Raw genomic sequence first — 25,776 nt, 5'->3', positions numbered from 1 at the left:
CACACTACGCCCGACCGCCACAATGGTTCCCGTGAGTTCCGACCCCTACCTCTGGCTCGAAGACATCAGCGGCGACGACGCACTGGACTGGGTGCGCACGCACAACGAGCCGACCATCGCGCGGTTCGGCGGTGACCGGTTCGAGCAGATGCGAAGCGAGGCGCTGGAGGTGCTGGACACCGACGCGCGCATCCCTTATGTGCGCAGGCGTGGCGAGTACCTGTACAACTTCTGGCGCGATGCGGACAACCCTCGCGGGTTGTGGCGCCGTACGACGCTGGCGAGTTACCGGGCCGAGGAACCGGACTGGGACGTGCTCCTCGACATCGACGAGCTGGCCCACATCGACGACGTGAACTGGGTGTGGGCGGGTGCAGAGGTGCTCGAGCCGGACTTCTCGCTCGCGCTGATCGAACTGTCCCGCGGCGGCGCCGACGCCACGGTGGTGCGCGAATTCGACATGAACACAAGGCAGTTCGTCAGCGACGGCTTCGAACTGCCGGAGGCGAAGTCGAGCGTGACATGGCAGGACCGCGACACGGTCCTGGTGGGAACGGATTTCGGGCCCGGTTCGCTGACCGATTCCGGCTATCCGCGGGTCGTCAAGCGCTGGCGGCGGGGGCAACCGCTCACCCAGGCGCCGACCCTGTTCGAGGGCGAGACGACCGACGTCAGCGTGGGATGCGGCTATGACACGACGCCGGGCTTCGAGCGGTTGCTGATCACCAGGTCGTTCGACTTCTTCAACCGGTACCGCTACGAGTTGCGCGGAGACACGCTCATCGAGATCGACGTGCCGACCGATGCCGGTATCTCGGTGCACCGTGAGTGGTTGCTGATCAGGCCGCGCACCGACTGGTCAGTAGGGCCGACGACATATCGGGCGGGTTCACTGTTGGCCGCTGACTACGCCGAATACCTCAGCAGCACAGCGGAATTGCATGTGGTGTTCGAACCCGATGCGCATTCCAGCCTGGAGAACTACGCGTGGACGCGGGACCGCCTGGTGCTCGTCACGCTCGTCGACGTGATCAGTCGCGTCGAGGTCGTGACGCCGGGGACGTGGGAGCGCGCCCCGATTCCGGGGATCCCGGCGAACACCAACGCCGTGCTGGTCGACGTGGACGAGTACGGCGACGAGATCTTCGTCGATGCGAGTGGCTTCGAGACCCCGTCGCGGCTGTTGTGGGGCCAGGCCGACGGGGAGGTCACCGAGGTCAAGCGTGCGCCGTCGTTCTTCGACGCCGCCGACCTCGACGTCAGCCAGCATTTCGTCGCATCGGCTGACGGCACCATGATCCCGTACTTCGTTGTGGGGCATCGGCACAACCAGGCGCCGGGCCCGACGCTGCTGAGCGGCTACGGCGGCTTCGAGGTCGCGAATACCCCGAGCTACGGCGGTGTGCTCGGCAGGCTGTGGTTGAGTCGCGGCGGGACGTTCGTGCTGGCGAACATCCGCGGCGGCGGTGAATACGGTCCGACGTGGCATACGCAGGCCATGCGGGAGAACCGGCACCTGGTCTACGAGGACTTCGCCGCTGTCGCAGCAGATCTCGTCGCGCGCGGCATCACGACGGTGGACCAGCTCGGCGCGCAGGGCGGCAGCAACGGCGGCCTGCTGATGGGCGTGATGCTCACGCGGTACCCAGACCTGTTCGGCGCGCTGGTGTGCAGCGTGCCGCTGCTGGACATGCGGCGGTTTCATCTCCTGCTGGCGGGCGCGTCGTGGATGGCCGAGTACGGCGATCCCGACAACCCCGACGACTGGGAGTTCATCGCGAAATATTCTCCGTACCAGAACATCTCAGCTGACCGGAAGTACCCGCCGGTGTTGATCACCACCTCGACGCGCGACGACCGCGTGCACCCGGGTCATGCGCGCAAGATGACGGCGGCGCTGGAAGAGGCCGGGCAACCGGTGCACTACTACGAGAACATCGAGGGCGGCCACGCCGGGGCGGCGGACAACGCGCAGACCGCGTTCCGGTCCGCGTTGATCTACGAGTTCCTGTGGTCCGTACTCAGTTGACCAACTGGTCGCCGAGGTAGCGGTCGTGACCGCTGACGCCGGGCAGGATGAAGAAGAAGCCCCCGCCGACCGGCAGGATGTACTCCTCGAGCGGTTCGCCCTTGAGCCGCTTGGAAACGGCGAGGAAGCCCTTTTCGAGGCTGCGCTGGTAGGCGACGAACGCAAGTCCCTGGTCCAGCCGGCCCGCGCCGTCGAATCCGCGCGAATAGTTGAAACCCCTTCGCAGGATGATGTTTTCGTCGGTTTCTGGGGTGCGCGGGTTGGCCAACCGGATGTGGGCGGTGAGCGGAATACGCTTGCCGTCGGGGTCTGCTGCGTAGTCCGGGTCGGTGAACTCGCCGGTGAGCCCGAGCGGTGCGCCGCTGACCTTGTTGCGCCCGATGAGATTCTCCTGCTCGACGAGCTGCGTGCGATCCCAGAACTCGACGAACATGCGGATGATGCGGATCGCCTGGTAAGAACCGCCGACCGCCCATTCCGGTTCACCGTCCTGCGCCCCCACCCAGACATGGCGATCCATGACGGCCTGGTCGTCGACATCGGGGTTCGCCGTTCCGTCCTTGAACCCCAACAGGTTTCGCGGCGTGGCAGCTTCTGAGGCCTGACCGGCGCCGATGCCCCTGGCGTACCCGTCGATCATCCAGCGCAGGACCATATCGCTGCGGGTGCGCCGCATCAGCTGCCGCAAGGCGAATATCACGGTGTCGTTGTGGCCGGCTTCGATGATGATCGACAAATCGCCGTGGGACAGCTTGGGATCCAAGCGGTCATTGGCCAGGAACGGCATGGTGACCAGTTCCTTGGGTTTGCGGTCGGCCAGGCCGAATCGGTCGTCGAAGAGGGAAGCGCCGACCCCGACGACTATCGACAGGTTGTCGGCGGGCGGCTGCTCGCCCAGGATTCCCGAGTCGACGGGCGGATACTGCGGATCACGGGACTCGGGTGGCTTGCCGGCCATCAGGCCCCGGATCTCTTCGGTGAGCTCCTTCAGGGTGCGCCGAAGCCCCTCACGGTCTTTCGACAGCAGGTTGAACGATGCGACCAAGCCCTGTTCCGGTATGGGCAGGGCGGTGATTCCGGTCTGGTGCGGCCCTTCGAACGGGACGAACGCCGCCGCGGGCGGCCCCGGCTCCGGCGACGAGCATCCGACGAGGGCAGCACCACCCCCGCCCACTGCGGCACCAGCGCCGAGCGCGCCGGTGATGAAGCCTCGGCGCGAAAGGCCCGAGCAGCCTTCGGTCACTGCAGCTTCAACACTCCAGACACCTGCGACAGGTTCTCCGACAGCCCGGCGAGCTCGGCCTTCAGCTTGTCGATGACGTCCGGTGTCACGGTGACTTGAGGGCAGCGCGCCGACGGGTAGGGATCGTTCGCGGTGCAGAACAACACCCAGCCGTCACCGCGACGCAGCGGCGCCAAGGTCTCGAAGACCGAGTTGATGCCGGCCTCGATCTTGCCCAGCAGAGCCGGATCAGCCTGTACCAGAGCGGGATTCAGCTTGCCGATGGCATCGCGGGCGCCCTGCAGGTTGGCGTCGAAGTCCCACAGGTCGGTCTTGGCGTAGCGGTCCTCTTCGCCGGTGATCTTGCCCTGCGACACCTCTTCGATCAGTTCGGCGGCGCCGTTGGCGACGTCGATCGGCTTCACCTGAACCGACGGGAACTTCGCCTTCAGGTCGGCGACGTCCTTGTCGAGCTGGTCGGCGAACGGTGCACCGCCGTCGGTGGTGTTCTTCTCGAACAACAGGTACTCGAGGCGGTGCCAGCCGGTGAACTTGGGATCGTCGGGACCGGCGAAGTCGTCCACTCGCGCATCGATCTTGCGGTCGGTCTCGGCGACCAGCTCGGCGATCGGCTCGATGCGTTCCCATGGCTGCCGCGAGGGGGCAAACGCGTCCTGGGCGGCTTTCAGGTCGCCGGCGCGGACGGCGTCGGTGAACACCTTGACGACGCGTTGCAGCTCGTCGATGTTGCTTTGCGCGTAGCCCTTGTAGTCGGCCGCCGCCTTGTCGAGGATCGCCGGGTCGACGGCGGCCGCGGCGCTGGTCTGGGTGGTCGATCCGCTCGCGGAGGTCGACGTCTCGTTGCCGGACGAGTTGTCATTCGAGCATCCGGACAGGATCAGACCGACCGCGGCGACGGGCACGGCCCAGGCAAAATAGCGGTTCATTCGCACCTCGAAAGTTAGGAAAGGCTGAACATAGCACCTGCGCTCAGACGCAAGGCTAGGCACTCCTAAACTCCCAGACCACCGGCTACCCGTCGGACACCGAACTCGAGAGTCAACTGGTTCAACGTCATCGGCAGCGGCCGCTCGGGCGACAACTTGGGATCGGACGTCAACTCCAGCTCCAGCGTGCTCAGCAGGTGCGCCAGCAGCGTGCTCGTCACGAGCAACACCAGGTTGCGGCCCGGGCACTCTGCCGGCCCCGCCGAGAACGGCACCAGCTGCGGATAGGTCTGCGCGGTGCCGTCGAGCCAGATCTGCGGCGTGAACGAATGCGCGAACGGCAGCAGGTCGTCATCGCGATGAAAAGCCGGCGTGACGATCATGAGTCCCGCGCCCTTCGCCACCGTCGAACCGTCCGACCACCGGGTGTCCTCGGTGGTGTCCCGCAGGATCGTCGGCGTCGTCGGCCACAGCCGCACCGACTCCAGCACACAGGCCCGCAGATACGGCCGCACCGAAGCCCGTTCGGGCTCAACGGCATCCTCCAGAGCAAGCGCCCGCTGCGCCGGGTGTGTGGCCAGCAACGCCAACGCCCGCACCGTGGCCATCCCGGCCGCGTCGAAAGCGAACATCCACTGCGGCATCTGCCCCACCGGATCCACCGCCCCGCTCGACGGTGTCTGCGCGACAACGCTCGCCAGGCTTCCGGGCGCGGGATCCTCGACGTAGCGGTACAGACCCTCGAGGAACTTCGCGCGCGCACGATAGTGCGGCAACGACAGAAACGACCAGTTGCCCGCTTTGCGAAGCCGCATCAGCGCATCGGTGATCACGTCGTCGTCCCGCGCGCGGTCACCGAGCACCAGTCGCCGCACGATCCGCCACCACGTCGTCATGAACCGCGCCGAGTCCAGCTGCCCGCGCCCCGCCACATCGCCGGCCAACTCGCGCGCCTCGTCGGCGATCACCTGTACGAACGAGTCCGCCAGCCGATGGACCTCAGCCCCGCTGTCCAGCGCCGCTTCGTTGTACTCACGCCGTTGCTGGCGGATCGGGCCCCGCGTGATGAGCACACCGTGCGGCTGGAACCATTCCAGCGCTTTCCGCTTCTCGGTGTTGGCCGGATGGAACGGTGTCGGCGCCTCCGCCAGTACGCGACAGACATCCTCCGGATCCAGAATCACCAGCATGCGACGGCCCGGGACCACCAATTCCACTGGGCCAGAGCCGAACTCGCTGCGCAACTTGTGCAGTCTCTGCACCGCGCGCGAGTCCGCCTGGATCGCCTCGAGCACGCGGACGACGGGCCGCCGCCGCGCGAGGACACCCGCTGCGATCGACGAGGCACCGAGGTCCATCAGCGTTGCCGCTGCGCGTGTTCCGGTGAGCCGTTTTGTCACCGCTGCGGGTTACCCCGCGCTTCTTCTGCCAAACTTCACCCATGTCGACAACCCCGCAGTTCGAGACTCTGCTCTACGCCGCCGAATCGCCCATCGCCACGATCACCCTGAACCGCCCCGACCACCTCAACACCATCGTCCCGCCGATGCCCGACGAGATCGAAACGGCGATCGGGTTGGCAGAACGCGATCCGGCGATCAAGGTGATCGTGCTGCGCGGCGCCGGGCGCGCATTCTCCGGCGGCTACGACTTCGGTGGCGGATTCGCGCACTGGGGCGACGCGATGAACACCGACGGCCGTTGGGATCCGGGCAAGGACTTCGCGATGGTCAGCGCTCGCGAGACCGGGCCGACGCAGAAGTTCATGGCGATCTGGCGGGCATCCAAGCCCGTCATCGCCCAGGTCCACGGCTGGTGTGTCGGCGGGGCCAGTGACTATGCCCTGTGCGCGGACATCGTGATCGCCAGCGACGACGCGGTGATCGGCACGCCGTACGCCCGCATGTGGGGCGCCTACCTCACCGGCATGTGGCTCTACCGGCTGAGCCTGGCGAAGGTGAAGTGGCACTCGCTGACCGGTGAACCGCTGACCGGAAAGGAAGCCGCCGCAGTCGAACTCATCAACGAGTCCGTTCCGTTCGCGAATCTCGAGGCGCGCGTCAGGGAAGTGGCGAGCAAGCTCTCCCGGATACCGCTGTCGCAGTTGCAGGCACAGAAACTCATCGTCAACCAGGCCTACGAGAACATGGGCCTGGCGTCGACCCAGACGTTGGGCGGCATCCTCGACGGCCTAATGCGAAACACTCCCGACGCGTTGTCGTTCATCGAAACCGCTGCGCACCAAGGAGTTAGAAGAGCAGTCGAAGAACGCGACGGACCGTGGGGCGACTACAGCCAGGCGCCGCCGGAGAAGCGGCCCGACCCGTCACACGTCATCGAGCCGTGACGGGATCAAGCCAGCCCGGCTAAACGTCGCGCCGGCGCAATCCGCCCAGCATCGACACCAGCACTCCGAACACCACCAGCACCCCGCCCGCCGCGAGGCACATATTGAACCAGTGGTGCAGGCTGTCTTCGCCATGGTTGACCATCACCTCGGCGACCTGGCGGATGTCCCCGGCCAGCCGGTTCAACGCGTCGTCGACGCCACGGCGGGCCACCTCCAGCCCGGCCCACCCGGCCGCTCCCACGATCAGCGCCGAAATCCCCAGCGCGACAATTGCTTTACCCCGGCGCCGGGCGGCGACGAGCGTCAGCAACGCGAACACGCCGGTCAGGATCGTCGCGCCGATGCTGATCCACGGTCCCCACGTCGAAGCCTGCTTCAGCTGTCCCGGTCGCCACGTGTCCGAGATCGCCACCGGAACGGGAAGCGATTCAGGTGTCTCGACTCCGAAGTTGCCCAGTGTCCGACGGAACGACTCGTCGGCGAGCATCGGACCGAGATCGACGATCCACTCGTCGGTTCCGTCGACATGTTGAGCCTCGTCGGTGAACATCCACCGGTGCCCGACGGCGTTGGCCAGCCCGAACTGGCCGGGGAAGGTCGGGTTGGCCGTGTAGGCCGACGCGACCCCGCCGATCAACGTTCTGTCGACGTCGTACCCCTTCTCCGACAGCAGCGACGTCACCTGCGTGGTGAGCACCCCGGCCATGGCTTTCTGGAGTTGCGGGTCTTCGGCGGCCGATGCGGCGAGCGACGAATACCCGTTGGCGTCGACCACGTTTCGTTGCGCCCACATCGTGGGGACGGCGACGGCCAGCAGAGCGGTGGTGATCAGCCACAGGAAAACGGTCGTCACCAACCGCACGCGCATCCTCCTCAACGAAAGTTCGGCTCTCGACACAGAACGCGAGTGATCGCGTCAGAAACCGTACTCTCGACGGCGTCGTTACTTGGCGGCGCGCTTCGGGGTGATCAGCGCCAGCTTCGTCATCAGCTTGTTCATCCGCTTCAGCGCCTTCGGCGAGTTGTTGTAGTAGTTCCCGCCCGCGCCGACGTTGGTGCGCGGCGCCACCACGACCTCCTGGCGACAGTACTTACGCAGGCCCTCGGCCGCACCGAAGCGGGCGCCCAGGCCGGACGTCTTCCACCCACCCATCGGCGCCGTCGTACACATCAGGTTTGAGATCACGTCGTTGACGTTGACCGCACCGCAGTCCAATTGCAGCGCAACATCTTTCGCGCGGTCCATGTCTTTGGAGAACACCGCGGCGCTCAACCCGTACGGGCTGTCGTTGGCCAGCCGGATCGCCTCGTCGAGGCTGGCGACCTTCATGATCGGAAGCGTCGGGCCGAAGGTCTCCTCGGTCATGCACAGCATCGAGTGGTCCACGTCGACCAGGACCGTCGGCTCGTAGAAGCTGCCCGCGCCGGCACCCTGCTTGCCGCCGGTCAGCGCCCTGGCCCCCTTGGCGATCGCGTCGTCGACGTGCCGGGCGGTCACGGCGACCTGCGAGTCGTCGATCAGCGAACCGAAGTCGTTGCCCTCACCCGCACCCATCTTGAGCTTCTCGACGTCGCGCACCACGGCCGCGACGAACTTGTCGTAGACCGAGTCGAGCACGTAGACCCGCTCCACCGACACACAGGTCTGCCCCGCGTTGAAGAACGCGCCCCATACCGCGGCGTGGGCGGCGAGATCGATGTCGGCGTCCTCGAGGACGAGCATCGGATCCTTGCCGCCGAGTTCCAGGCTGACGGGGGTGAGCCGCTGCGCGGCGCGCTCCATCACCTTCGCCCCGGTCGCGCTCGAACCGGTGAACTGGACGAAGTCGGAGTTGTCGATGACCGCCTCGGACACCTCACGGGCGCCTTGTGCGAGGGCGAGCACCTCCGGCGCGCCCGAGTCCAGCCAGCCGCGCAGCAGCAGTTCGGCGGTCAGCGGTGTGCGCTCCGAGGGCTTGAGCAGCACTGCGCAACCGGCGGCCAGTGCGCCGAAGGCATCCATCAACGCGTTGGCGACCGGGTAGTTCCACGGCGCGATGATTCCGACGACCGGGCGGGGCCGGTAGTGCACCTCGATCTTCTTGATCGACAGGAACGGCAGCGGCGCCGGGCGGCGTTCGGGAGCGAGCGCCTTCTCCATCGTCTTGATGTAGTACGACGCGATCATGATCAGCAGCGGCACCTCCTGCGCCGCGTCGACGGCCGACTTGCCGGTCTCCTTGATCAGCAGCGACTCGATCTCGTCGCGGTGCTCGCCCAGCCAGATCGCGTAGCGCGCCAGCACCTTGGCACGCCCCTTGGCGCCGCGCGCCTCCCACTGCCGCTGCGCCTCGCGTACGCCGGTCGCGATCCGGGGCACGTCGGCGGGATCGGTCCAGCGCACCGTGCCTGCGGCGGCTCCGGTCGCGGGGTTGTGGATGGTGCTGGTGTCGGGCAGGTCAACGTCGGACGTCGCAGTCATGAACCCATGCTAACCGTCCGGTGTGACGCAGATCGCACCGGGGTTGACAGGTGTCAAGTCGCGTTCGGGCCGGCGCGCTAGTTCAGCATCCGGTCGAGCACGTGCAGGCTGTCGGAGATGGGGTCACCGGGCAGCGGCGTGCCGTGGGACGCGCCGATCAGCACGCCGACGATCGCCCCGGCAAGCACCCGGCGCTCGAGGAGGTCGACCGGCGCCCCCGGGCGCTCCGTCAGGGCGTCGGCGATCAGACCGATCAATCGGACATATTCGGCGTAGAGCAGGCCGGCCACCTCGGGAACGGAGTACATCAGCCGTTGCCCGATGATCGCCTCTTCGCGCTGCTCGTCGGTGAGCGAGGCGAACGTCGTCTCGACGGCGTGCCGGTAGGCGTCGATGACCGACATGTCCGCGGGCGCCGCGACGAACGCCGCGACGATCGGCGGGATGTGATCATCTGAGATCAGCACCGCCTCCTTGGTCGGGAAGTAGCGGGAGAAGGTGCGCGGCGAGATGTCGGCGGCGGCGGCGATCTGTTCGACCGTCGTGGCCTGAAAGCCCTTCTCCTGGATCAGCCGGAACGCTTCACGCCGGATCCTCGCGCGGGTTTGCAGTTTCTTTCGCTCGCGCAAGCCCGGCGGCTTATCGGGCATTTCCACCGACCAAGTCAGGCCGGGCGATGACGGCCGCTGCGCAGACGATCGCCGATCCGAGCAGCGCGCCGCCCACGACGTCGGTGAAGTAGTGGAACGACACCCCCACGCCGACCATCGCCAACCCGACGGCGGCTACCGCGCCGGCGACCGCCCACCACGCCGCTCCGACCGCCAGGACGGCAAGCCCGATGATGACCGTCGCCGTCGTGATGTGTCCGCTCGGATACGCGAACCCGCCTCCCTTCTCGCGCGCGAATACCGGCTTGAGCAGCCTGACGAGCGCCAAGCCGACGAACGGCGCGACCACCGTCGTCGCCGCCAGTCGCCACCACCGCCGCACCACGGCGACCACCGAAGCGACCATCCACACGGCGAGCAGGAGCAGCGGGTCGGCGAGCACGGCCAGCCTGCGCACGGGAGTCTGGCGGAAACCTTGAAACCAGTCGTCAACCGGCGTCGACGACCTGTGGACCGCCCAGCCGAGCGCCGCCATCGCCGCGAGCCCGACCCACGGCCATACCCGCATCACGCGATACCGCGGAGGTACGCCGCCTGTCCGAGGTGCTGGGCGCCGTCGTCGACGACGCTCACCAGTCGCACGCTGGCGGTCACCGGCGGATCCCAGCGCTCGTCGACGATGCGGCTCAGTTCGTCGACCGTCAGCGAGGCGATGTATTCGAGCGTCGCCTTGTGTACCGCGTGGGCGTAACCGGCGAGCAGATCGGCCGACACGCGAACCCGTCCCACGTCTTCGGGGCTGTGTCCGTAGCCCATGTCGTCGCGGGGCAGGTCGAGACCGAATCGGTCCACCCAGCCGTCGCGCAGCCACACCTGCTCGGTGCCGGCGATGTCGCTGACCTGGACGTCCTGCTGGCGGGCGCTGTGCCAGACCAGCCACGCGATGCTGTTGGCCGTCGGCGTGGGGCGGAAGAAGGCCGTCTCGTCGGTCAGACCGTCAGTGAGGTTATCGACGTGCTCGATGAGCCGGGTGAACGAGTCGCGTAACAGTTCACGGACCGCCGCAGCGTCTGAGTCAGCCATGTCTCGACGGTACGACGTCAGCCCTGCGGTCGCGCGCCGTGGAACACCGCTTCGACGTTGTTGCCGTCCGGATCACGCACGAAGGCGCCGTAGTAGCCGGGGTGGTACTGCGGCCACAGACGCGGCGCGTGCAGCGACTCGGCACCGGTCTCGAGCGCGGCGTCGTAGAAGGCTTGCACGGCGTCGGTGCTGGCGGCCTGGAAAGCCACGTGCACCTCCCGATTGGGGCCCGTTGCGTCTCCGGCGTTTTTGTCGCCGATCCAGAAGTCGGGCTTGCCGTCCCTGCCGTAGCCGATGGCGACCTGGAAGTCCTTCTGGCGCGTGTAACCAAGGACGCCCAGGACCTTGTCGTAGAACGCCTTCGATTTCTCCCAGTCCGCACAGTTGATTCCAAGGTGATCGATCACGGGCTCATCGTAGATTCGAGTGATGACATACGAACTCGTCATCCGGGGCGGCACCATCGTCGACGGCCTCGGCGGTGAACCCTACGTCGGCGATGTGGCCGTCTCAGCCGGGGTGATCGCCGCGGTGGGGACGGTGGACGAGCCCGGCGCACATGAGATCGACGCGACCGGACTGCTCGTCACGCCGGGGTTCGTCGACCTGCACACCCATTACGACGGTCAGGCCATCTGGTCCGACCGGCTCACGCCCTCGTCGGCGCACGGCGTCACCACCGTCGTGATGGGCAACTGCGGAGTCGGTTTCGCGCCGTGCCGCCCGGAGGACCACGACGTGCTGGTCGACGTCATGGCCGGCGTCGAGGACATCCCCGGCGTGGTGATGGTCGACGGCTTGCCGTGGCACTGGGAGACGTTTCCCGAGTTCCTCGACGCGGTGGAGGCGCGGCACCGCGACATCGACGTCGCCGCGCTGCTGCCGCATTCGCCGCTGCGGGTGTACGTGATGGGTCGGCGCGGTGTCGACCGGGAACCGGCCACCGCCGAGGACCTCGCGATGATGCGCAAGCTGGCGGCCGAAGCGGTGCAGGCCGGTGCGCTCGGCTTCGCCTCGTCACGGTTCACGCTGCACAAGACCGAAAGCGGCCACCCGATTCCGAGCTACGACGCCGACCGCGCCGAGATCGAGGCGATCGCACTCGGCGTCGACGACGCCGGCGGTGGCCTGATCCAGTTCGTGCCCGACCTCGTCGCCGGTGACTACGAGCCGGTCCTGCAGACGGTGTTCGACGTGGCCGCCCAGGTCGGTCTGCCGGTGACGTTCACGTTGGCGATCGGCAACGCCGGCGAGCCGTTCTTCCTCGACGCGCTGACGATGGTCGAGAAGGCCAACATCGACGGCGGCGAGATCACCGCGCAGATCTTCCCCCGGCCGATCGGCCTGGTGCTCGGCCTCGAACTGTCCGGCAACCCGTTCGTGATGTACCCGAGCTACCAGGAGCTGGCCCGCCTGCCGCTGGCCGAGCGTGTCGCCGAGATGCGCAAACCAGAAGTGCGTCAACGGATTCTGTCGGACAAGCCAGCGGGCGAAGGGCATCCGCTGATGTTCGCCGCGCAGGCGTTCGAGTGGATGTTCCCGCTGGGCGACCCGCCGAACTACGAGCCGCCGCGCACCGACAGCATCGCCAGCCGCGCCCGCGGGCGCGGCGTCAGCCCGTTGGAGGAGGCCTACGACCGACTGCTGGACGACGACGGTCACGCCATCCTGCTGGTGACGCTGGCCAACTTCCGCGACGGCACCCTCGACACCGTCGCGGAGTTGATCCGCCGCGACGACGTCGTACTCGGTCTCGGCGACGGCGGGGCTCATTACGGAATGATCTGCGACGCAAGCTTTCCCACGTACATGCTGACGCACTGGTCGCGGGACCGCGCAGCCGGCCGGCTCTCGGTGGCCGAGACCGTGCGAGAGCTGACGTCGGTGCCCGCCCGGGTCGCCGGACTCGCCGACCGCGGGCGAATCGCGGTGGGCTACAAGGCCGATCTCAACGTCATCGACCACTCCGCGCTGCGGTTGCGCAAACCCGTCATCACCCACGACCTGCCCGCGGGCGGGCGCCGCCTGGACCAGAGCGCCGACGGATACGTCGCGACCGTCGTATCGGGCGAGGTCATCGCAGAGAACGGCACACCCACGGCGGCACGTCCCGGCAGGCTGATCCGGGGCCGCCAACCCGCTCCCGCGGTATGACGCGCGTCGCACCGCTGGCTGCGCCGTACAGCGACGAGGACGCCGCAGGCATCAACGGTTGGGGCCATCCCGACCGCACCTACGAGCCGCTGCTGCTGGTGCGCTGTCTGCAACGACACCCGAATCTTGCTGCGCGACTGCGGAAACTGGGCGAATCGCTCTACGTCGACGCCCGCCTGCCTGCCCGGCTACGCACCATCGCGATCCTGCGGCTCTGCGCCCTGGTGCGGTGCGAGTACGAGTGGGGCGGCCAGGCCGCCTTCTGGGGTCCGATCGCCGGCGTCAGTGACGACGAGTGCGACGCCCTGGTCACCGGAGCGGATCCCGGCTGGAGTCCCTTCGAGCGGGTGCTGATCGCCGCTGTCGACGAGCTCGAGCGCACCGGTTCGTGGTCGGACGAAACGTGGAAAGCGTTGGGCGACAACCTCGATGACGAACAGCGGATGGAGTTGCTGGTCGCGGTCGGCTGGTATCGCACCATCTGCACGCTGTGCAACGGGATGGCGCTGCCAGTCGAAGGTTGGATGCGGCGTTGGCCGTCAGCGTGACACCCGGTCGCGTCGCAACGCGGGATGCTGACCGGCCAGCGTCTTGAGCACCACCTGGCGCGGGAGCACTTGCAGCAGACGGGTACTGAGTCGGCTGGGCAGGCCCGCGATCACCGTGCCCTTGTCGTTCTCCAGCGCCTCGACGCCGACCCGGGCGACGTCACGCGAGGGCATCCACATGAACTTCGGGAATGCCGACGCGAACTTGCGCTCGTCCATGCCGGCGGACTGCAGGAACTCCGTGCGCACCGGTCCGGGTGCGAGCATTGCGACAGTGACACCCGTCCCCGCGAGCTCGGCGCGCACGCCTTCGGTGTACGCCTTGACGAAGGCCTTGGTCCCGGCATAGCCGGACTGTCCGGGAAACGGGTGGAAGCCCGCGGTCGACCCAACGTTGAGGATCGCGCCGCGGCCGCGCGGCACCATCTGCCGCACCGCGCGGGTGGTCAGGTCGATGACCGCCTCGACGTTGACGCGCACCTGCGCGATCTCGTCGGCGACTTCCGCTTTCGCTATCCAGCCGAGTGTGCCGATGCCGGCGTTGTTGACGAGGATGTCGACGGTGAGACCGCGGTCGGCGATCTCGTCGAACAGGCGGGCGCGTGCGTCGGGGTCCACGACGTCGCACGCGATGGTCTCGGCCCGCACGGTTCTGCCGAGTTCGGCGGCGAGGTCGCGTAGCCGGTCTTCGCGGCGGGCGACGAGCGTGACGCCGTGGCCGCGGGCGGCCAGTTCGCGGGCGATGTCGGCACCGATGCCCGAGGAGGCACCCGTGACGACGGCGGTGGTGGTCGGTGACGGCGGAGGCAGTGGCATACATGAACCTAACGCTTCACCGGTCCGACGTATTCTCGGCTCATGAGCGTGAAGGTGGATATCGACCAACTCGCCGACAAGCTGGACGACTTCGCGTTCGCCTATCTGGTGTCCGTCGGCGACGACTATCGCGCACACACCGTCTTCGTCGAGCCGGTGTTCCGCGACGGGCGCCTGGACGTCGGCACCGTCGGCAGGCACACCCGCGAGAACACTGCCCGGCATGCCGACGTCACGCTCGTCTGGCCGCCGCGCTCGGTTGACGGATACTCGCTGATCGTCGACGGCCGCGCGCACAGCTCGGGTGACACGTTGACGGTCGAGCCCACACGGGCGGTCCTGCACCGCAAGGCCACGTCGGATTCCGCCGCGACGAGCCCCGACTGCCTGCACGACTGCGTGCCGCTCAAAAAGTGATCAGACCCGTCGGCACCGAGCCCAATACTGCCGACCCGGTTATCCACAGGTTGGGACGCGCGTCCTTTCGACCACCACGGTTGTCGGCTGCGATGGAACGGTGGGAGCGATCGACCGCATCCTGGCGGCGAATGGCGGGGTCGCGTCCGCGGCGCAGTTGCGCACGGCGGGATGGTCACCATCGCAGATCAAGAAACAGGGTTGGCTCTCGGTGCGGCGGGGTTGGTACGCCAGTCCGTCCGCCAATCCTCGCGTCGTCCGCGCCGTTTCGACCGGCGGTGTCCTCAGTTGCGTGTCGGCGTTGCTCTTACGCGGTGTCTGGGTTCCGGATTCCGGATTGCACATCCGCTACTCCGAGCGAGCACGCCAGTCGCATCCCGGAGTTCGATCCTGCCACCCGTACCGGCTGGATCCACCGATCGCCGGTGCGGTCGATCCGATAGAAACTGCGGCGGCGTCCGCGGCGAACTGTCTCGACGCGGAGGGGCTGGTCGTCGTGCTGGACTCGATGATGAACAAGCGGATGATCGAGATGGCTGACGCGAGATCCATCGTGGCAGCGTCCCGGTTTGCCCGTCTGGACCTCGCCCAGCGGTGTGACCCCAAAAGCGAGTCGGGTACGGAGACGATGATCAGACTGCGACTGCGGGCCGCCGGAATCCACCTGCGAACTCAAGTGGTGATTCCAGGCGTGGGGCGCGTCGACTTCCTTGTAGGCAATCGACTCATCATCGAAGCCGACAGTCGCGAGCACCACCTGGGCAAGTACCAAGTCGACCGCACCCGGGACAGAGTCGCGACCGGGCTGGGGTTTCTGGTGATCCGGCTGACCTATGAGGACGTTGTGCATCGCTGGGATGTGGTGTTCGCCGACATTCGATCGGTCATCCGGAGACGGGCACATCGAGGCCCGATCACAACGTCGGCCTGAGAGCGTTGCCGTGGATATATAGGCGCGGCGGCGCTCTCAGCACGACATTGTGTCAGCGCACGAAAAAGCCCGGCCCCCTTGAGGAGCCGGGCTCTTTCGCGAAGGGACTAGAAGTCCATGCCGCCCATGCCGCCGGTCGGGTCGGCCGGGGCGGCCGCCTTCTCCGGCTTGTCGGCGACGACGGCCTCGGTGGTCAGGAACAGCGCCGCGATGGACGCCGCGTTCTGCAGCGCCGAACGCGTCACCTTCACCGGGTCGGCGACGCCGGCCTTGAGCAGGTCCTCGTACTCGCCGGTGGCGGCGTTCAGGCCCGTGCCGGCCGGGGAGTTGGCGACCTTCTCGGCCACGACGCCCGGTTCCAGCCCACCGTTGAGGGCGATCTGCTTGAGCGGAGCCGACAGCGCGACGCGCACGATGTTGGCACCGGTCGCCTCGTCACCGTCGAGCTTGAGCTCCTCGAGTGCCGGGGCGGCCTGCAGCAGCGCGACACCGCCACCGCTGACGATGCCCTCCTCGACCGCAGCCTTGGCGTTGCGGACCGCGTCCTCGATACGGTGCTTGCGCTCCTTGAGCTCGACCTCGGTGGCAGCGCCGGCCTTGATCACCGCAACACCGCCGGCCAGCTTGGCCAGCCGCTCCTGCAGCTTCTCGCGGTCGTAGTCGCTGTCGCTGTTCTCGATCTCGGCGCGGATCTGGGCCACGCGACCGGCGATGGCGTCGGAGTCACCGGCACCCTCGACGATGGTGGTCTCGTCCTTGGTGACGACGACCTTGCGCGCCTTGCCCAGCAGCGAGACGTCGGCGGTCTCGAGCGAAAGGCCGACCTCTTCGCTGATGACCTGACCACCGGTGAGGATGGCCATGTCCTGCAGCATCGCCTTGCGGCGGTCACCGAAGCCCGGGGCCTTGACGGCGACGGACTTGAAGGTGCCGCGGATCTTGTTGACGACCAGGGTGCTCAAAGCCTCGCCCTCGACGTCCTCGGCGATGATCAGCAGCGGCTTGCCGGACTGGATGACCTTCTCCAGCAGCGGCAGCAGATCCTTGACCGTCGACACCTTCGACGACACGAGCAGGATGTACGGGTCCTCGAGGACCGCTTCCTGACGCTCGGCGTCGGTGACGAAGTAACCCGAGATGTAGCCCTTGTCGAAGCGCATGCCCTCGGTCAGCTCGAGCTGCAGGCCGAAGGTGTTGGACTCCTCGACCGTGATGACGCCCTCGTTGCCGACCTTGTCCATCGCCTCGGCGATCAGCTCACCGATCTGGGTGTCGGCGGCCGAGATCGCGGCCGTGGCAGCGATCTGCTCCTTGGTCTCGACCTCCTTGGCCGACTTCAGCAGCGTCTCGGTGACCTTCTCGACGGCCTTCTCGATGCCGCGCTTGAGGGCCATCGGGTTGGCACCGGCCGCGACGTTGCGCAGCCCCTCGCGCACGAGCGCCTGGGCCAGCACGGTGGCGGTGGTGGTGCCGTCGCCGGCGACGTCGTCGGTCTTCTTGGCGACTTCCTTGACCAGCTCGGCGCCGATCTTCTCGTACGGGTCCTCCAGCTCGATCTCCTTGGCGATGGACACGCCATCGTTGGTGATCGTGGGGGCGCCCCACTTCTTCTCCAGGACCACGTTGCGACCCTTGGGGCCCAACGTGACCTTTACCGCGTCGGCGAGGCTGTTCAGGCCCCGCTCGAGGCCCCGGCGGGCCTCTTCGTCATACGCAATTGTCTTGGCCATTGCGAAGTGTTCCTCCGGATTGGGGATGCACGTCTTGTCGGTCGGGTGCAGTGCCCGCGACGGACGGCTCGGGTGTGCTCCGCAGATGCGGCCCGTGGCCTCACCGTCCCGACCTAGCACTCACTGGTCGCGAGTGCCAATTGCCATTCTTAGCACTCGACCAGGGAGAGTGCAAGGTTGGGCCGATTCACTGCACAGCACGATCGCGAAGGGACACGAACTCCCAGCCCGCCGCTTTCAGCGCGGTGATCGCGTCGGCCATCCCGGCGCCGGTGCCCGACTCGGGATGGTTCATGTGGGCGATCACGATCGAGCCCGGCGCAGCACCGGTGACGGTCGACCGCACGGACGCCGCCGACGCAGTGGCGCCCTTGTCACCGTTCACCGAGAACCCCAGTGGTTGTTGCCCCAAGTCGCGGACGATCTCGACCGCGACGTCGTCGTAGTAGGCGGTGCCGGGCCGGAAATACGTCGGGGCCCGGCCGGTGAGTGCGGCGAGCTTCTCGTGGTTGTTCCACACCTCGTCGACCACCTCCTTCGCCGACCGGGTGCCGGCGATTCCATATGCGGTACGCCCGGTCACCGACAGCGGCATATGGCGGGTGCCGTGGTTGCCGATCTCGAACAGCGGATCGGCCGCGATCGCGGCGGCGCGTCCCGGGTTGGCGTCGATCCATTTCGCGCAGAAGAACAACGCTGCGGGCACGCTGTTGCGCCGCAGCGTGTCGATGAGTTTGTCGTCGCATCTGCCGTCGCACGCGTCGAACGTCAGCGCGAGTTGCTTGCCGATCGGCGCGAACGTCGTCGCGATGCCCGGCAGCGTCGTCCCCCATCCCGTAGGTTTGCGCGCAGCGTTCTGGACGGCCACCACCGCCGGGTCCGGGATGGGCGGCGCCGCGGTCGCGATGAAGGCGCGGACGCTGACGGCCGCAACCGAACCAGCAGTTGCGGCCAGGAACATCCGCCTGCTGATCACACGCGGCAGGCTAGGGCGGATTCCTGGATTCCCGCCGTGAGGCGGCTGCCTCCTCGATGCGAATCCTGTGGCAAGCTGGCGCTGATGTCACTGTGGGATCCCCGCAACGTGCCGCCTTACCCGCCGGCGCGCTACACCGAGGACGAGCCGCAAGTCAGTGCCTGGTTACGGCGCTCCACCGAACCCGCGGACTACGACTCGTTCGGTCTGGTGAAGTACCACTACCTCGCCAACCAGCAGGCCACCGACGGCGACTACGGGCTCTACCGCGTGGAGATCGCGCCGAAGGGCGGCGGTCCGGGGCCGCATTTCCACCGGGCCATCTCGGAGGCGTTCTTCGTCTTGTCCGGAACGGTCCGGCTCTACGACGGCAAAGACTGGATCGACGGAAACCCGAACGACTTCCTCTACGTGCCGCCCGGTGGCATCCACGGATTTCGCAACGAGTCCGACGAGCCGACGTCGTTGCTGATGCTGTTTGCTCCGGCAGCTCCGCGCGAGGCCTACTTCGAGGGGTTCAGCCAACTGGGTGAGCTCACCGACGAAGAGCGCCACCAGTGGTTCGTCAAGCACGACAACTACTTCGTGGAGTGACACACCGGACGACACGCTCCAGAACGTGCATCGCCGTAATCCGTTGCGCTAGGCTGCTGTCCGATCAGTGAGGAGTCTCTGGGTGCGGGCAGAAGCAGCGCCCGACACCCAGGCTTTGCGAGGCTGGCAGCGTCGGGCATTGGTGCGGTATCTTGGCGCCAGACCGCGCGATTTCCTTGCTGTCGCGACGCCGGGCGCAGGTAAGACGCAGTTTGCCCTGCGCGTAGCCGGCGAGCTGCTCGCCGACGGGACGGTGGAGCGCATCACCGTCGTCGTGCCGACCGAGCACCTCAAGAGCCAGTGGGCGCTGGCCGGCGCCCGATCGGGCATCGCGCTGGATCCGAAGTTCTCCAACAGCGCGGCACACACCTCCGCGGAGTACCACGGCGTCGTCGTCACCTACGCCCAGGTTGCCAGTCACCCGACCCGGCACCGCGTGCGCACCGAGAACTACCGAACGTTGGTCATCTTCGACGAGATCCACCACGGCGGCGACGCCAAGAGTTGGGGTGAAGCGATGCGCGAGGCCTTCGCCGACGCCACCCGCAGGCTTTCGCTGACCGGCACGCCGTTCCGCAGCGACGACAGCCCGATCCCCTTCGTCAGCTATGAACCCGACGGCAACGGAGTGCTGCGTTCGCGTGCCGACCACACCTACGGCTACTCCGACGCGCTCGCCGACGGCGTGGTGCGGCCCGTCGTGTTCATGGCCTACTCGGGCGAGGCGCGCTGGCGCACGAGCGCGGGAGAGGAGCACTCCGCGCGCCTCGGTGAACCGCTCAGCCCTGAGCAGACCGCACGCGCGTGGCGCACGGTGCTCGACCCGAGCGGCGAGTGGATCCCCGCGGTGCTGCAAGCCGCCGACACCCGGCTCACCCAGTTGCGCACCGGCGGCGTTCCGGACGCGGGGGCGATGGTGATCGCATCCGACCAGAAGGCGGCGCGCGCCTACGCGAACGTGCTCACGACGCTGACCGGACAGGCGCCGACGCTCGTGCTCTCCGACGACCCTGGGTCCTCGGACCGCATCGCCGAGTACGCGGCGGGCAACAGCCGCTGGCTGGTCGCGGTGCGCATGGTCTCCGAGGGTGTCGACGTGCCGCGACTGGCTGTCGGGGTGTATGCGACCAGCGCGTCGACCCCGTTGTTCTTCGCCCAGGCGATCGGCCGCTACGTGCGCTTGCGGCGGCCCGGCGAGACCGCCAGCATCTTCCTGCCGTCGGTGCCGGCGCTGCTCGACCTGGCCAGCGAGATGGAGGCGCAGCGCGACCACGTGCTGGGCAAGCCGCACCGCGAGCCGCAAGGCGAGTGGGACGACGCCGCCCTCGAGGAGGCCAACAAGAAGAAGGACGAAGCGGGCGAGCTCGACAACGGCTTCGAGATGCTGGGCGCCGACGCCGAACTCGACCAGGTGATCTTCGACGGCTCCTCGTTCGGCACCGCGGCGGCGGTCGGCAGCGAGGACGAGGCCGACTACCTCGGCATCCCCGGCCTGCTCGACGCCGACCAGATGCGAGACCTGTTGCGGCGCAGGCAGGAAGAGCAGCTGACCCGACAGACCGCTTCCGGCGAGGCGCCCCGGGTGTCCACGCACAGCCAGCTGCGCGAGCTACGCAAGGAGCTCAACACGCTGGTGTCGATCGCCCACCACCGGACCGGTAAACCGCACGGCTGGATTCACAAGGAGCTGCGCCGGATCTGCGGCGGGCCGGCGGTCGCGGCGGCCACCACCGATCAGCTCCGCGCGCGGATCGAAGCGGTGCGCGGGCTGCAGGCCTAAGCGCGCGCCTCGGCGAGCGCCGCGAGGTTCTTCAGCGAGTTGTCGAGGTGCTGCGGCTCGAACGGCGGAAACTCGATGTCGCGAAGATGCGCAGGCACCCCCGACCAGTCGTAGGTCAGCGTGACCGCAGTCCGGTCCGCCCCATGGGATTCGAGGTCGTAGCGCCATATCCAGCCGCCGAACTCCAGTTCCGAGCTGTTCATCAGATGTCCCCGCTGTTCGGGACCCTGACCCGGCTGCCACGCGATCGCGCGCGGCGGGTCGAGCACCTCGACCCGGTTGGCCATCTCGTACTCCTTCTCGGGATGGTTGTCGTGGTACATGCCCATCCGGAAGATCTGACCGGTCTCGGTGAGGGGTTCACGGTCGAGCGGTTCGCGAACCCATCCGGTGCCGTCGATCGCCTGATGCGTCGACGGGTCGGCGAGCACGTCGAACACGGTCTCGATCGGAGCGTTGACAGTTGTGGTCGCTGCTATGCGTTGTTCAGCCATACTCGTACAGACTGTGGGCACCGCCAGAACTCATCGCTAGAAAACCCCGCAGCCGGCCACCCCGCACGCCAGCGAACTGCCCAACAGCAGCGGCCACAGCCCGACCGCGACGGCCAGCGCCGCGATGTTGGCGAAGATCGTGAAGTCGCCGGACAGCGCGGCCTCCAGCTGGCCGATCAACTCGATGTGGAACATCGCGTACCCGACGCCGAAGACCGTGTACACCAACGCGATCCACAGGACGAGTTCGAGGTAGGTGTTGATGCCCCGCTGCGCCAGCAGCTGTTGCACCCGTTGCCACATCGACATTCCTAGAGCCCGAGCAACTCGGGCAGGGCGGCGACGGAATCGATCACATGGTTCGGCTGCATCGCGAATTCGTCTGCGGCCCAACGGTCCAAAGTGTCCTGACGGAATTTACCGGTGCGCACGAGCACGCCCGTCATGCCGACGACCTGAGCGGCGAGCACGTCGTTGTTGAGGTCGTCACCGATCATGTACATCTCGTCGGGCTCGACACCGAGCCGGCTTGCGGCCGCGAGGAATCCCTCGGGCGCGGGCTTGCCGACCGCGGTGGCCTTACGTCCGGACGTCTCCTCCATCCCGATCAGGTACATGCCGGTGTCGATGCGCAAGCCGTCGGCCGTCGTCCATGCCGCGCTCCGGTGCATCGCGACCACGGGGACACCCTGAGCCATCCAGTCGTAGACCCACGACAGGGTGAGGTGGCTGTACTCCGGGCCGGCGCCCCCCAGCAGCACGACGTCCGGCGCGTCCGGGGCGAGGGGTCCGCTGAACTCGTCGGAGGACACGATGTCGATGCCGGGCATGTCCTCGGCGATGTGCCCGCTGTTGACCAGGAAGCAGCGCGCGTCGGGATAGGTGTCGCGGACGTACTGCGCGGTCAGCACCGCAGCGGTGATCACCTCGTCGGGCCGCACCCGCATCCCGGCCTCGGTGAGCAACTCGGCGATCTGCACACGCGTGCGCGTCGTCGTGTTGGTCAGGTAAGCACACGCAATCTGGTTGCCGGTCAACGCCTGCACGGTTTCGGCTGCCCCGGCGATCGGCCGCCACGACGTCACCAACACGCCGTCGATGTCGAACAGCACTCCACCGATCGCCATGGCCCGACAGTAAACGGCGGACGCGTCAACGCAAATCGTGCACCGATCGTGCGGGCCCGCCGAATTGGAGTAGTCCCCTACGCTAGTGCGCCCTCGCCGGCGGCCCGAAACTGTCCCTTGCCAGGGCCGATACGGCCATGTATCTCGGAGTGAGGGGCGGGCGATGCCAGTCGTAGGCGAGCATGCGGTGGTTCTCGGCGCGAGCATGGCGGGACTGCTCGCCGCCAGGGTTCTCTCCGAGAGCTACCAGAGCGTCACTGTCGTCGAGCGCGATGCGCTGCCCAGCGAACCCGTGTCCCGGCGCGGAGTTCCGCAGGGCAGGCTGATACACGCCCTGCTCGCGCGCGGGGCGCAGGCTCTCGAAGAGTTGTTGCCCGGCATTCTCGATGAACTCGTTGCCGACGGCGCCATCAGGTGGGACGGCGACTACTCCAAGATGAGTTTCCTGCTCGGCGGCCATCGGCTCGTGCAGTCGGGCCGATGCCCGTCTCCCGACGCGTGGCCCTTCTACTTTCAGAGCCGGCCGTTCTTGGACTGGCATGTGCTGCGGCGCGTGCGCGACGTCTCGAACGTGACGATCATCGAACGGCACGACGTGGTCTGCATGTCTGCGACCGCTGACCGCCGTCGGGTGAGCGGCGTCGACGTGGTCGACCGCGACAGCCGGGACACCCGGACGCTGGTCGCCGACCTCGTCGTCGACGCAACCGGACGTGGTTCGCGCACACCGGTTTTTCTCGAGCGGCTGGGCTATGGCCGTCCGGTGGAGGACGAGGTGATGGTGCAGTTCGCGTATGCCTGCCAGCCAGTGCGGATCAAGCCGGGCGCCCTCAGGGAGAACTTCGTCGCGGTCATGCCCGAGCCCGGCCGGCCCAAGATGTTCGCGACCGCGATCCAGGAAAACGACATGGCGATGTTCGCGGTCGGCGCCATAGCGGGGCACCAGCCGCCGGAGACGCCCGTCGAGATGCTCGAGTTCGCCGCCGATTTCGGGCCGGCAAACGTGCTGGCCGCGCTTGCGGACGCCGAACCGCTCGGCCCGGTGACGAATTACCGGGTGCCGTCCAATCGCTGGCGCCGCTACGACAAGATGCGGCGACTGCCTGACGGGCTGCTCGTGCTCGGCGATGCGGTCTGCAGCTTCAACCCCATCTACGGGCAGGGCATGACCGTCGCCGCCGTCGAGGCGCTCATCTTGCAAGACTGCCTGCGTCGCGGTGATGACGATCTGGCGCGACGCTTCTTCCGAACCAGCGCCAAGACGATTCGCATCGCGTGGCAGAGCGCTGTCGGATCGGACCTGGCGTTGCCCGAAGTCGAAGGAACCGCGCCACTGTCGATGCGGCTGAGCAACGCCTACCTCGAGCGGGTGCTGACGGCGTCCGAAACGGACGCGACGGTCATGCTGCGGTTCCTGCGGGTTCTCGGCATGGTGGATCCACCGGCGAAACTGTTTTCGCCCTCGTTCATGTGGCGGGTGTGGCGAACGCAGCGGACACGCGATCGGCGCGACCCGGCGCCGGTCGACCAGGCCACCCCGGAGGCCACGTCGATCACCTGATGGCGTTGGACAGCCCGTCGGTATGTTGATCTTCATGGGCAGCAAGTGGACCGCGGCCGACGTGCCGGACCAGTCCGGTCGGACCGCAATCGTCACCGGCGCGAACAGCGGTCTGGGCTTCGACACCGCCGCCGTGCTGGCAGCCAGAGGCGCTCAGGTGGTGCTGGCGGTGCGCAACCTGGACAAGGGCAGGCAAGCCATCGAGCGCATCGAGAAGGCCAGCCCCGGTGCCGCCGTGACGCTCGCCGAACTCGACCTGTCGTCGCTGGACAGCGTCCGCCGTGCGGCCGACGAGCTGCGTGCCGCGCACCCGCGCATCGACCTGCTGATCAACAACGCCGGCGTGATGTATGTGCCGAACCGCGAGACCACCGCCGACGGTTTCGAGATGCAGTTCGGCACCAACCATCTCGGCCACTTCGCGTTGACCGGTCTGCTGCTCGACCACCTGCTGCCGGTCGCCGGTTCACGCGTCGTGACCGTCAGCAGTTTCGGCCACCGGATCTTGGCCCGAATCCGCTTCGAGGACCCGCATTTCGAGACCGGTTATCAGCGGGTGCAGGCCTATGGTCAGTCGAAGCTGGCGAACCTGCTGTTCACCTACGAACTGCAGCGGCGCCTCGAAGCCAACGGCGCGCCGACGATCGCCGCGGCCGCGCACCCCGGGTTCTCGGACACCGAACTGATGCGTCACCTCCCTGCCTTCCTTCCAGACTTCACATGGAAGTTCGCCACGCAGCCGTCGGAGAAAGGCGCGCTGCCGACGCTGCGCGCGGCCACCGATCCCGCGGTACAGGGTGGCCGTTACTACGGTCCCGGCGGCATCGGTGAGTTGAAGGGAAACCCGAAAGTCGTTGCGTCGAGCGCACAATCGCACGACGAAGACATTCAGCGCCGGTTGTGGACCATGTCCGAGGAGCTGACCGGCGTCACCTACCCCGTCTGATGCGCACCGTCGAAGAGCATCAGCGTGTCGTCGCCGGGCTGATCAGCCGCCGCGCGCCGGTCAACGTGGCGATCGCCGACGCGCTGGGCCATGTGCTGGCTGCCGACGTCGTCGCGCCGTTGTCGCTGCCCGGCTTCGACAACTCCGCGATGGATGGGTACGCCGTCGTCGCCGAGAACGTGGCGGGGGCGACGCCCGAGCATCCGGTCCGGCTGCCCGTCGCCGAGGACATCCCGGCCGGGCGCACCGACGTGCTGAAGCTGAAACCCCGTACGGCACACCGCATCATGACCGGTGCGATGCTGCCCGCCGGTGCGACGGCGGTGGTTCCGGTCGAGGCGACGAACGGGGCCGTCGACACTGTCGAGATCCGCGCGGACGCGAAACAGGGCCAGCACATCCGGCGCGCCGGCGAAGACGTCACCGCCGGCACCGCGGTGCTGCGTGCCGGGCAGGTCATCACACCGGCGGCGCTGGGACTGGCCGCCGCGCTGGGTCTGGGCGAACTGACGGTGATTCCACGGCAGCGGGTGCTGGTGATGTCCACCGGAACCGAGCTGGTCGCACCGGGCACGCCCCTGGCGCCCGGGCAGATCTACGAGTCCAACGCGGTGATGCTCGCAGCGGCGTTGCGCGATGCCGGTGCCGACGTGGTGGCCTCGCCGATGACCGGCGACGACGTCGACTCGTTCCGCGCAGCGCTGGCACGCTACACCGGTGACGCCGATCTGATCATCACGACGGGCGGCGTCAGCGCAGGTGCCTACGAGGTCGTCAAGGACGCGCTCGCCGGGTCGGTGGACTTCGTCAAGGTGGCCATGCAGCCGGGCATGCCGCAGGGCTGTGGCACTGTGGACGGCACGCCGATCATCACGCTGCCCGGCAATCCGGTGAGCGCGCTGGTGTCGTTCGAGGTGTTCATCCGCGCGCGCGTCGAGCACGCCGCGGCGGAACTGCCTTTTGCCGCGCGGCGAGTTGACGTCCTCGGTCAGCACGGCG

The 25,776-nt window shown here is 67.5% G+C and carries 26 protein-coding genes; 11 read left to right on the top strand and 15 right to left on the bottom strand.

Annotated elements, in window-relative coordinates:
- The first annotated feature begins 22 nt into the window (after positions 1 to 22).
- Positions 23 to 2,029 carry a prolyl oligopeptidase family protein gene (locus tag A5663_RS04895; RefSeq protein WP_068144620.1) on the top strand — a complete coding sequence of 669 codons (2,007 nt, stop codon included), beginning with the start codon at positions 23 to 25 and terminating at the stop codon, positions 2,027 to 2,029.
- Here the strand turns inward: A5663_RS04895 and A5663_RS04890 are convergent.
- From A5663_RS04890 to A5663_RS04880, 3 genes are all read right to left on the bottom strand, one after another.
- Entirely contained in the window at positions 2,022 to 3,272 is a 1,251-nt protein-coding gene (locus A5663_RS04890) for a Dyp-type peroxidase (RefSeq protein ID WP_068144618.1), read from the bottom strand. The two genes, A5663_RS04895 and A5663_RS04890, sit on opposite strands and share 8 nt — an antisense overlap.
- Positions 3,269 to 4,198 carry an EfeM/EfeO family lipoprotein gene (locus A5663_RS04885; protein WP_068144616.1) on the bottom strand — a complete coding sequence of 310 codons (930 nt, stop codon included), beginning with the start codon at positions 4,196 to 4,198 and terminating at the stop codon, positions 3,269 to 3,271. The genes A5663_RS04890 and A5663_RS04885 overlap by 4 nt, the downstream gene beginning before the upstream one ends.
- Before the next feature lie 65 nt (positions 4,199 to 4,263).
- Positions 4,264 to 5,556, bottom strand: a complete 1,293-nt coding sequence (locus tag A5663_RS04880; RefSeq protein ID WP_068144613.1) for a cytochrome P450 — start codon at positions 5,554 to 5,556, stop codon at positions 4,264 to 4,266.
- A gap of 83 nt (positions 5,557 to 5,639) precedes the next feature.
- Here A5663_RS04880 and A5663_RS04875 point away from each other — a divergent pair, with 83 nt between their 5' ends.
- Positions 5,640 to 6,545 carry a crotonase/enoyl-CoA hydratase family protein gene (locus A5663_RS04875; protein ID WP_068144610.1) on the top strand — a complete coding sequence of 302 codons (906 nt, stop codon included), beginning with the start codon at positions 5,640 to 5,642 and terminating at the stop codon, positions 6,543 to 6,545.
- Positions 6,546 to 6,564: 19 nt separating this feature from the next.
- On the opposite strand, the gene A5663_RS04870 is transcribed toward A5663_RS04875, so the two are convergent.
- The 6 genes from A5663_RS04870 to A5663_RS04845 form a co-directional block, all read right to left on the bottom strand.
- A complete protein-coding gene (locus A5663_RS04870; RefSeq protein ID WP_068144656.1) occupies positions 6,565 to 7,410 on the bottom strand; it encodes a hypothetical protein in 846 nt (281 codons plus the stop codon).
- A gap of 81 nt (positions 7,411 to 7,491) precedes the next feature.
- On the bottom strand, positions 7,492 to 9,009 hold the full coding sequence (locus tag A5663_RS04865; RefSeq protein WP_068144608.1) for an aldehyde dehydrogenase family protein: 1,518 nt from the start codon (positions 9,007 to 9,009) through the stop codon (positions 7,492 to 7,494).
- Positions 9,010 to 9,086: 77 nt separating this feature from the next.
- Positions 9,087 to 9,659 carry a TetR family transcriptional regulator gene (locus tag A5663_RS04860; RefSeq protein ID WP_369816590.1) on the bottom strand — a complete coding sequence of 191 codons (573 nt, stop codon included), beginning with the start codon at positions 9,657 to 9,659 and terminating at the stop codon, positions 9,087 to 9,089.
- Complete coding sequence (locus A5663_RS04855; protein WP_068144600.1) at positions 9,649 to 10,188, bottom strand: phosphoesterase PA-phosphatase; 540 nt, start codon at positions 10,186 to 10,188, stop codon at positions 9,649 to 9,651. Before A5663_RS04855 ends, A5663_RS04860 begins: the two co-directional genes overlap by 11 nt.
- Positions 10,188 to 10,703: a mycothiol transferase gene (locus A5663_RS04850; RefSeq protein WP_068144598.1), complete on the bottom strand. Its 516-nt coding sequence runs from the start codon at positions 10,701 to 10,703 to the stop codon at positions 10,188 to 10,190. The genes A5663_RS04855 and A5663_RS04850 overlap by 1 nt, the downstream gene beginning before the upstream one ends.
- 17 nt (positions 10,704 to 10,720) lie before the next feature.
- The gene (locus tag A5663_RS04845) at positions 10,721 to 11,110 is read right to left on the bottom strand and encodes a VOC family protein (RefSeq protein WP_068144655.1); all 390 of its coding nucleotides are present in this window, start codon (positions 11,108 to 11,110) and stop codon (positions 10,721 to 10,723) included.
- Between the two features lie 22 nt (positions 11,111 to 11,132).
- Here A5663_RS04845 and A5663_RS04840 point away from each other — a divergent pair, with 22 nt between their 5' ends.
- Positions 11,133 to 12,857, top strand: a complete 1,725-nt coding sequence (locus A5663_RS04840) for an amidohydrolase family protein (protein WP_068144595.1) — start codon at positions 11,133 to 11,135, stop codon at positions 12,855 to 12,857.
- Entirely contained in the window at positions 12,854 to 13,405 is a 552-nt protein-coding gene (locus tag A5663_RS04835) for a carboxymuconolactone decarboxylase family protein (protein WP_068144592.1), read from the top strand. The genes A5663_RS04840 and A5663_RS04835 overlap by 4 nt, the downstream gene beginning before the upstream one ends.
- On the opposite strand, the gene A5663_RS04830 is transcribed toward A5663_RS04835, so the two are convergent.
- A complete protein-coding gene (locus tag A5663_RS04830) occupies positions 13,397 to 14,221 on the bottom strand; it encodes an SDR family oxidoreductase (RefSeq protein ID WP_068144589.1) in 825 nt (274 codons plus the stop codon). The two genes, A5663_RS04835 and A5663_RS04830, sit on opposite strands and share 9 nt — an antisense overlap.
- A gap of 42 nt (positions 14,222 to 14,263) precedes the next feature.
- On the opposite strand from A5663_RS04830, the gene A5663_RS04825 reads away from it, so the two are divergent.
- Complete coding sequence (locus A5663_RS04825) at positions 14,264 to 14,638, top strand: hypothetical protein (protein WP_068144586.1); 375 nt, start codon at positions 14,264 to 14,266, stop codon at positions 14,636 to 14,638.
- Between the two features lie 100 nt (positions 14,639 to 14,738).
- Positions 14,739 to 15,569 (top strand): endonuclease domain-containing protein, encoded by an 831-nt coding sequence (locus A5663_RS04820; protein ID WP_068144583.1) that lies wholly within the window; start codon positions 14,739 to 14,741, stop codon positions 15,567 to 15,569.
- Positions 15,570 to 15,676: 107 nt separating this feature from the next.
- On the opposite strand, the gene groL is transcribed toward A5663_RS04820, so the two are convergent.
- Both groL and A5663_RS04810 read right to left on the bottom strand, forming a co-directional pair.
- Positions 15,677 to 17,299 (bottom strand): chaperonin GroEL, encoded by a 1,623-nt coding sequence (groL, locus tag A5663_RS04815; protein ID WP_068144579.1) that lies wholly within the window; start codon positions 17,297 to 17,299, stop codon positions 15,677 to 15,679.
- A 187-nt stretch (positions 17,300 to 17,486) separates the two neighbouring features.
- Complete coding sequence (locus A5663_RS04810) at positions 17,487 to 18,275, bottom strand: polysaccharide deacetylase family protein (protein WP_068144576.1); 789 nt, start codon at positions 18,273 to 18,275, stop codon at positions 17,487 to 17,489.
- Between the two features lie 84 nt (positions 18,276 to 18,359).
- On the opposite strand from A5663_RS04810, the gene A5663_RS04805 reads away from it, so the two are divergent.
- Together A5663_RS04805 and A5663_RS04800 are read left to right on the top strand one after the other, a co-directional pair.
- The gene (locus A5663_RS04805) at positions 18,360 to 18,869 is read left to right on the top strand and encodes a cupin domain-containing protein (protein ID WP_068144573.1); all 510 of its coding nucleotides are present in this window, start codon (positions 18,360 to 18,362) and stop codon (positions 18,867 to 18,869) included.
- An 82-nt stretch (positions 18,870 to 18,951) separates the two neighbouring features.
- Entirely contained in the window at positions 18,952 to 20,649 is a 1,698-nt protein-coding gene (locus A5663_RS04800) for a DEAD/DEAH box helicase (RefSeq protein WP_068144570.1), read from the top strand.
- Here A5663_RS04800 and A5663_RS04795 read toward each other — a convergent pair.
- Genes A5663_RS04795 through A5663_RS04785 form a run of 3 tightly spaced genes read right to left on the bottom strand, consistent with a single transcriptional unit; the run spans position 20,646 to position 22,270 of the window.
- Entirely contained in the window at positions 20,646 to 21,143 is a 498-nt protein-coding gene (locus A5663_RS04795; protein ID WP_068144566.1) for an SRPBCC domain-containing protein, read from the bottom strand. The two genes, A5663_RS04800 and A5663_RS04795, sit on opposite strands and share 4 nt — an antisense overlap.
- A 36-nt stretch (positions 21,144 to 21,179) precedes the next feature.
- Positions 21,180 to 21,452: an addiction module protein gene (locus tag A5663_RS04790; protein ID WP_231976681.1), complete on the bottom strand. Its 273-nt coding sequence runs from the start codon at positions 21,450 to 21,452 to the stop codon at positions 21,180 to 21,182.
- Between the two features lie 2 nt (positions 21,453 to 21,454).
- Complete coding sequence (locus A5663_RS04785; RefSeq protein WP_068144563.1) at positions 21,455 to 22,270, bottom strand: HAD-IIA family hydrolase; 816 nt, start codon at positions 22,268 to 22,270, stop codon at positions 21,455 to 21,457.
- 163 nt (positions 22,271 to 22,433) lie between these two features.
- Here A5663_RS04785 and A5663_RS04780 point away from each other — a divergent pair, with 163 nt between their 5' ends.
- The 3 genes from A5663_RS04780 to glp all read left to right on the top strand — a co-directional run.
- Positions 22,434 to 23,831 (top strand): NAD(P)/FAD-dependent oxidoreductase, encoded by a 1,398-nt coding sequence (locus A5663_RS04780; protein ID WP_068144561.1) that lies wholly within the window; start codon positions 22,434 to 22,436, stop codon positions 23,829 to 23,831.
- Between the two features lie 34 nt (positions 23,832 to 23,865).
- Positions 23,866 to 24,777 (top strand): SDR family NAD(P)-dependent oxidoreductase, encoded by a 912-nt coding sequence (locus A5663_RS04775; RefSeq protein ID WP_068144650.1) that lies wholly within the window; start codon positions 23,866 to 23,868, stop codon positions 24,775 to 24,777.
- On the top strand, positions 24,777 to 25,776 hold a 1,000-nt coding region (gene glp, locus A5663_RS04770; protein WP_156744340.1), incomplete at its 3' end, for a gephyrin-like molybdotransferase Glp. The genes A5663_RS04775 and glp, both read left to right, overlap by 1 nt.

This window comes from Mycobacterium sp. E740, from assembly GCF_001672895.1.
Classification (GTDB): domain Bacteria; phylum Actinomycetota; class Actinomycetes; order Mycobacteriales; family Mycobacteriaceae; genus Mycobacterium.
Note: the sequence above shows the minus strand (reverse complement) of the source record. Positions and strands in the feature narration are given on the sequence as shown.

Bases quoted from the DNA above. Each gene is read 5' to 3' on its own strand.
- A5663_RS04895 (WP_068144620.1), top strand. From the start codon at position 23: ATGGTTCCCGTGAGTTCCGACCCCTACCTCTGGCTCGAAGACATCAGC.
- A5663_RS04780 (WP_068144561.1), top strand. From the start codon at position 22,434: ATGCCAGTCGTAGGCGAGCATGCGGTGGTTCTCGGCGCGAGCATGGCG.
- A5663_RS04880 (WP_068144613.1), bottom strand. From the start codon at position 5,556: ATGGACCTCGGTGCCTCGTCGATCGCAGCGGGTGTCCTCGCGCGGCGG.
- A5663_RS04830 (WP_068144589.1), bottom strand. From the start codon at position 14,221: ATGCCACTGCCTCCGCCGTCACCGACCACCACCGCCGTCGTCACGGGT.
- A5663_RS04825 (WP_068144586.1), top strand. From the start codon at position 14,264: ATGAGCGTGAAGGTGGATATCGACCAACTCGCCGACAAGCTGGACGAC.
- groL (WP_068144579.1), bottom strand. From the start codon at position 17,299: ATGGCCAAGACAATTGCGTATGACGAAGAGGCCCGCCGGGGCCTCGAG.
- A5663_RS04835 (WP_068144592.1), top strand. From the start codon at position 12,854: ATGACGCGCGTCGCACCGCTGGCTGCGCCGTACAGCGACGAGGACGCC.
- A5663_RS04860 (WP_369816590.1), bottom strand. From the start codon at position 9,659: ATGCCCGATAAGCCGCCGGGCTTGCGCGAGCGAAAGAAACTGCAAACC.
- A5663_RS04840 (WP_068144595.1), top strand. From the start codon at position 11,133: ATGACATACGAACTCGTCATCCGGGGCGGCACCATCGTCGACGGCCTC.
- A5663_RS04865 (WP_068144608.1), bottom strand. From the start codon at position 9,009: ATGACTGCGACGTCCGACGTTGACCTGCCCGACACCAGCACCATCCAC.
- A5663_RS04775 (WP_068144650.1), top strand. From the start codon at position 23,866: ATGGGCAGCAAGTGGACCGCGGCCGACGTGCCGGACCAGTCCGGTCGG.
- A5663_RS04790 (WP_231976681.1), bottom strand. From the start codon at position 21,452: ATGTCGATGTGGCAACGGGTGCAACAGCTGCTGGCGCAGCGGGGCATC.
- A5663_RS04795 (WP_068144566.1), bottom strand. From the start codon at position 21,143: ATGGCTGAACAACGCATAGCAGCGACCACAACTGTCAACGCTCCGATC.
- A5663_RS04805 (WP_068144573.1), top strand. From the start codon at position 18,360: ATGTCACTGTGGGATCCCCGCAACGTGCCGCCTTACCCGCCGGCGCGC.
- A5663_RS04850 (WP_068144598.1), bottom strand. From the start codon at position 10,703: ATGGCTGACTCAGACGCTGCGGCGGTCCGTGAACTGTTACGCGACTCG.
- A5663_RS04875 (WP_068144610.1), top strand. From the start codon at position 5,640: ATGTCGACAACCCCGCAGTTCGAGACTCTGCTCTACGCCGCCGAATCG.
- A5663_RS04785 (WP_068144563.1), bottom strand. From the start codon at position 22,270: ATGGCGATCGGTGGAGTGCTGTTCGACATCGACGGCGTGTTGGTGACG.
- A5663_RS04855 (WP_068144600.1), bottom strand. From the start codon at position 10,188: ATGCGGGTATGGCCGTGGGTCGGGCTCGCGGCGATGGCGGCGCTCGGC.
- A5663_RS04885 (WP_068144616.1), bottom strand. From the start codon at position 4,198: ATGAACCGCTATTTTGCCTGGGCCGTGCCCGTCGCCGCGGTCGGTCTG.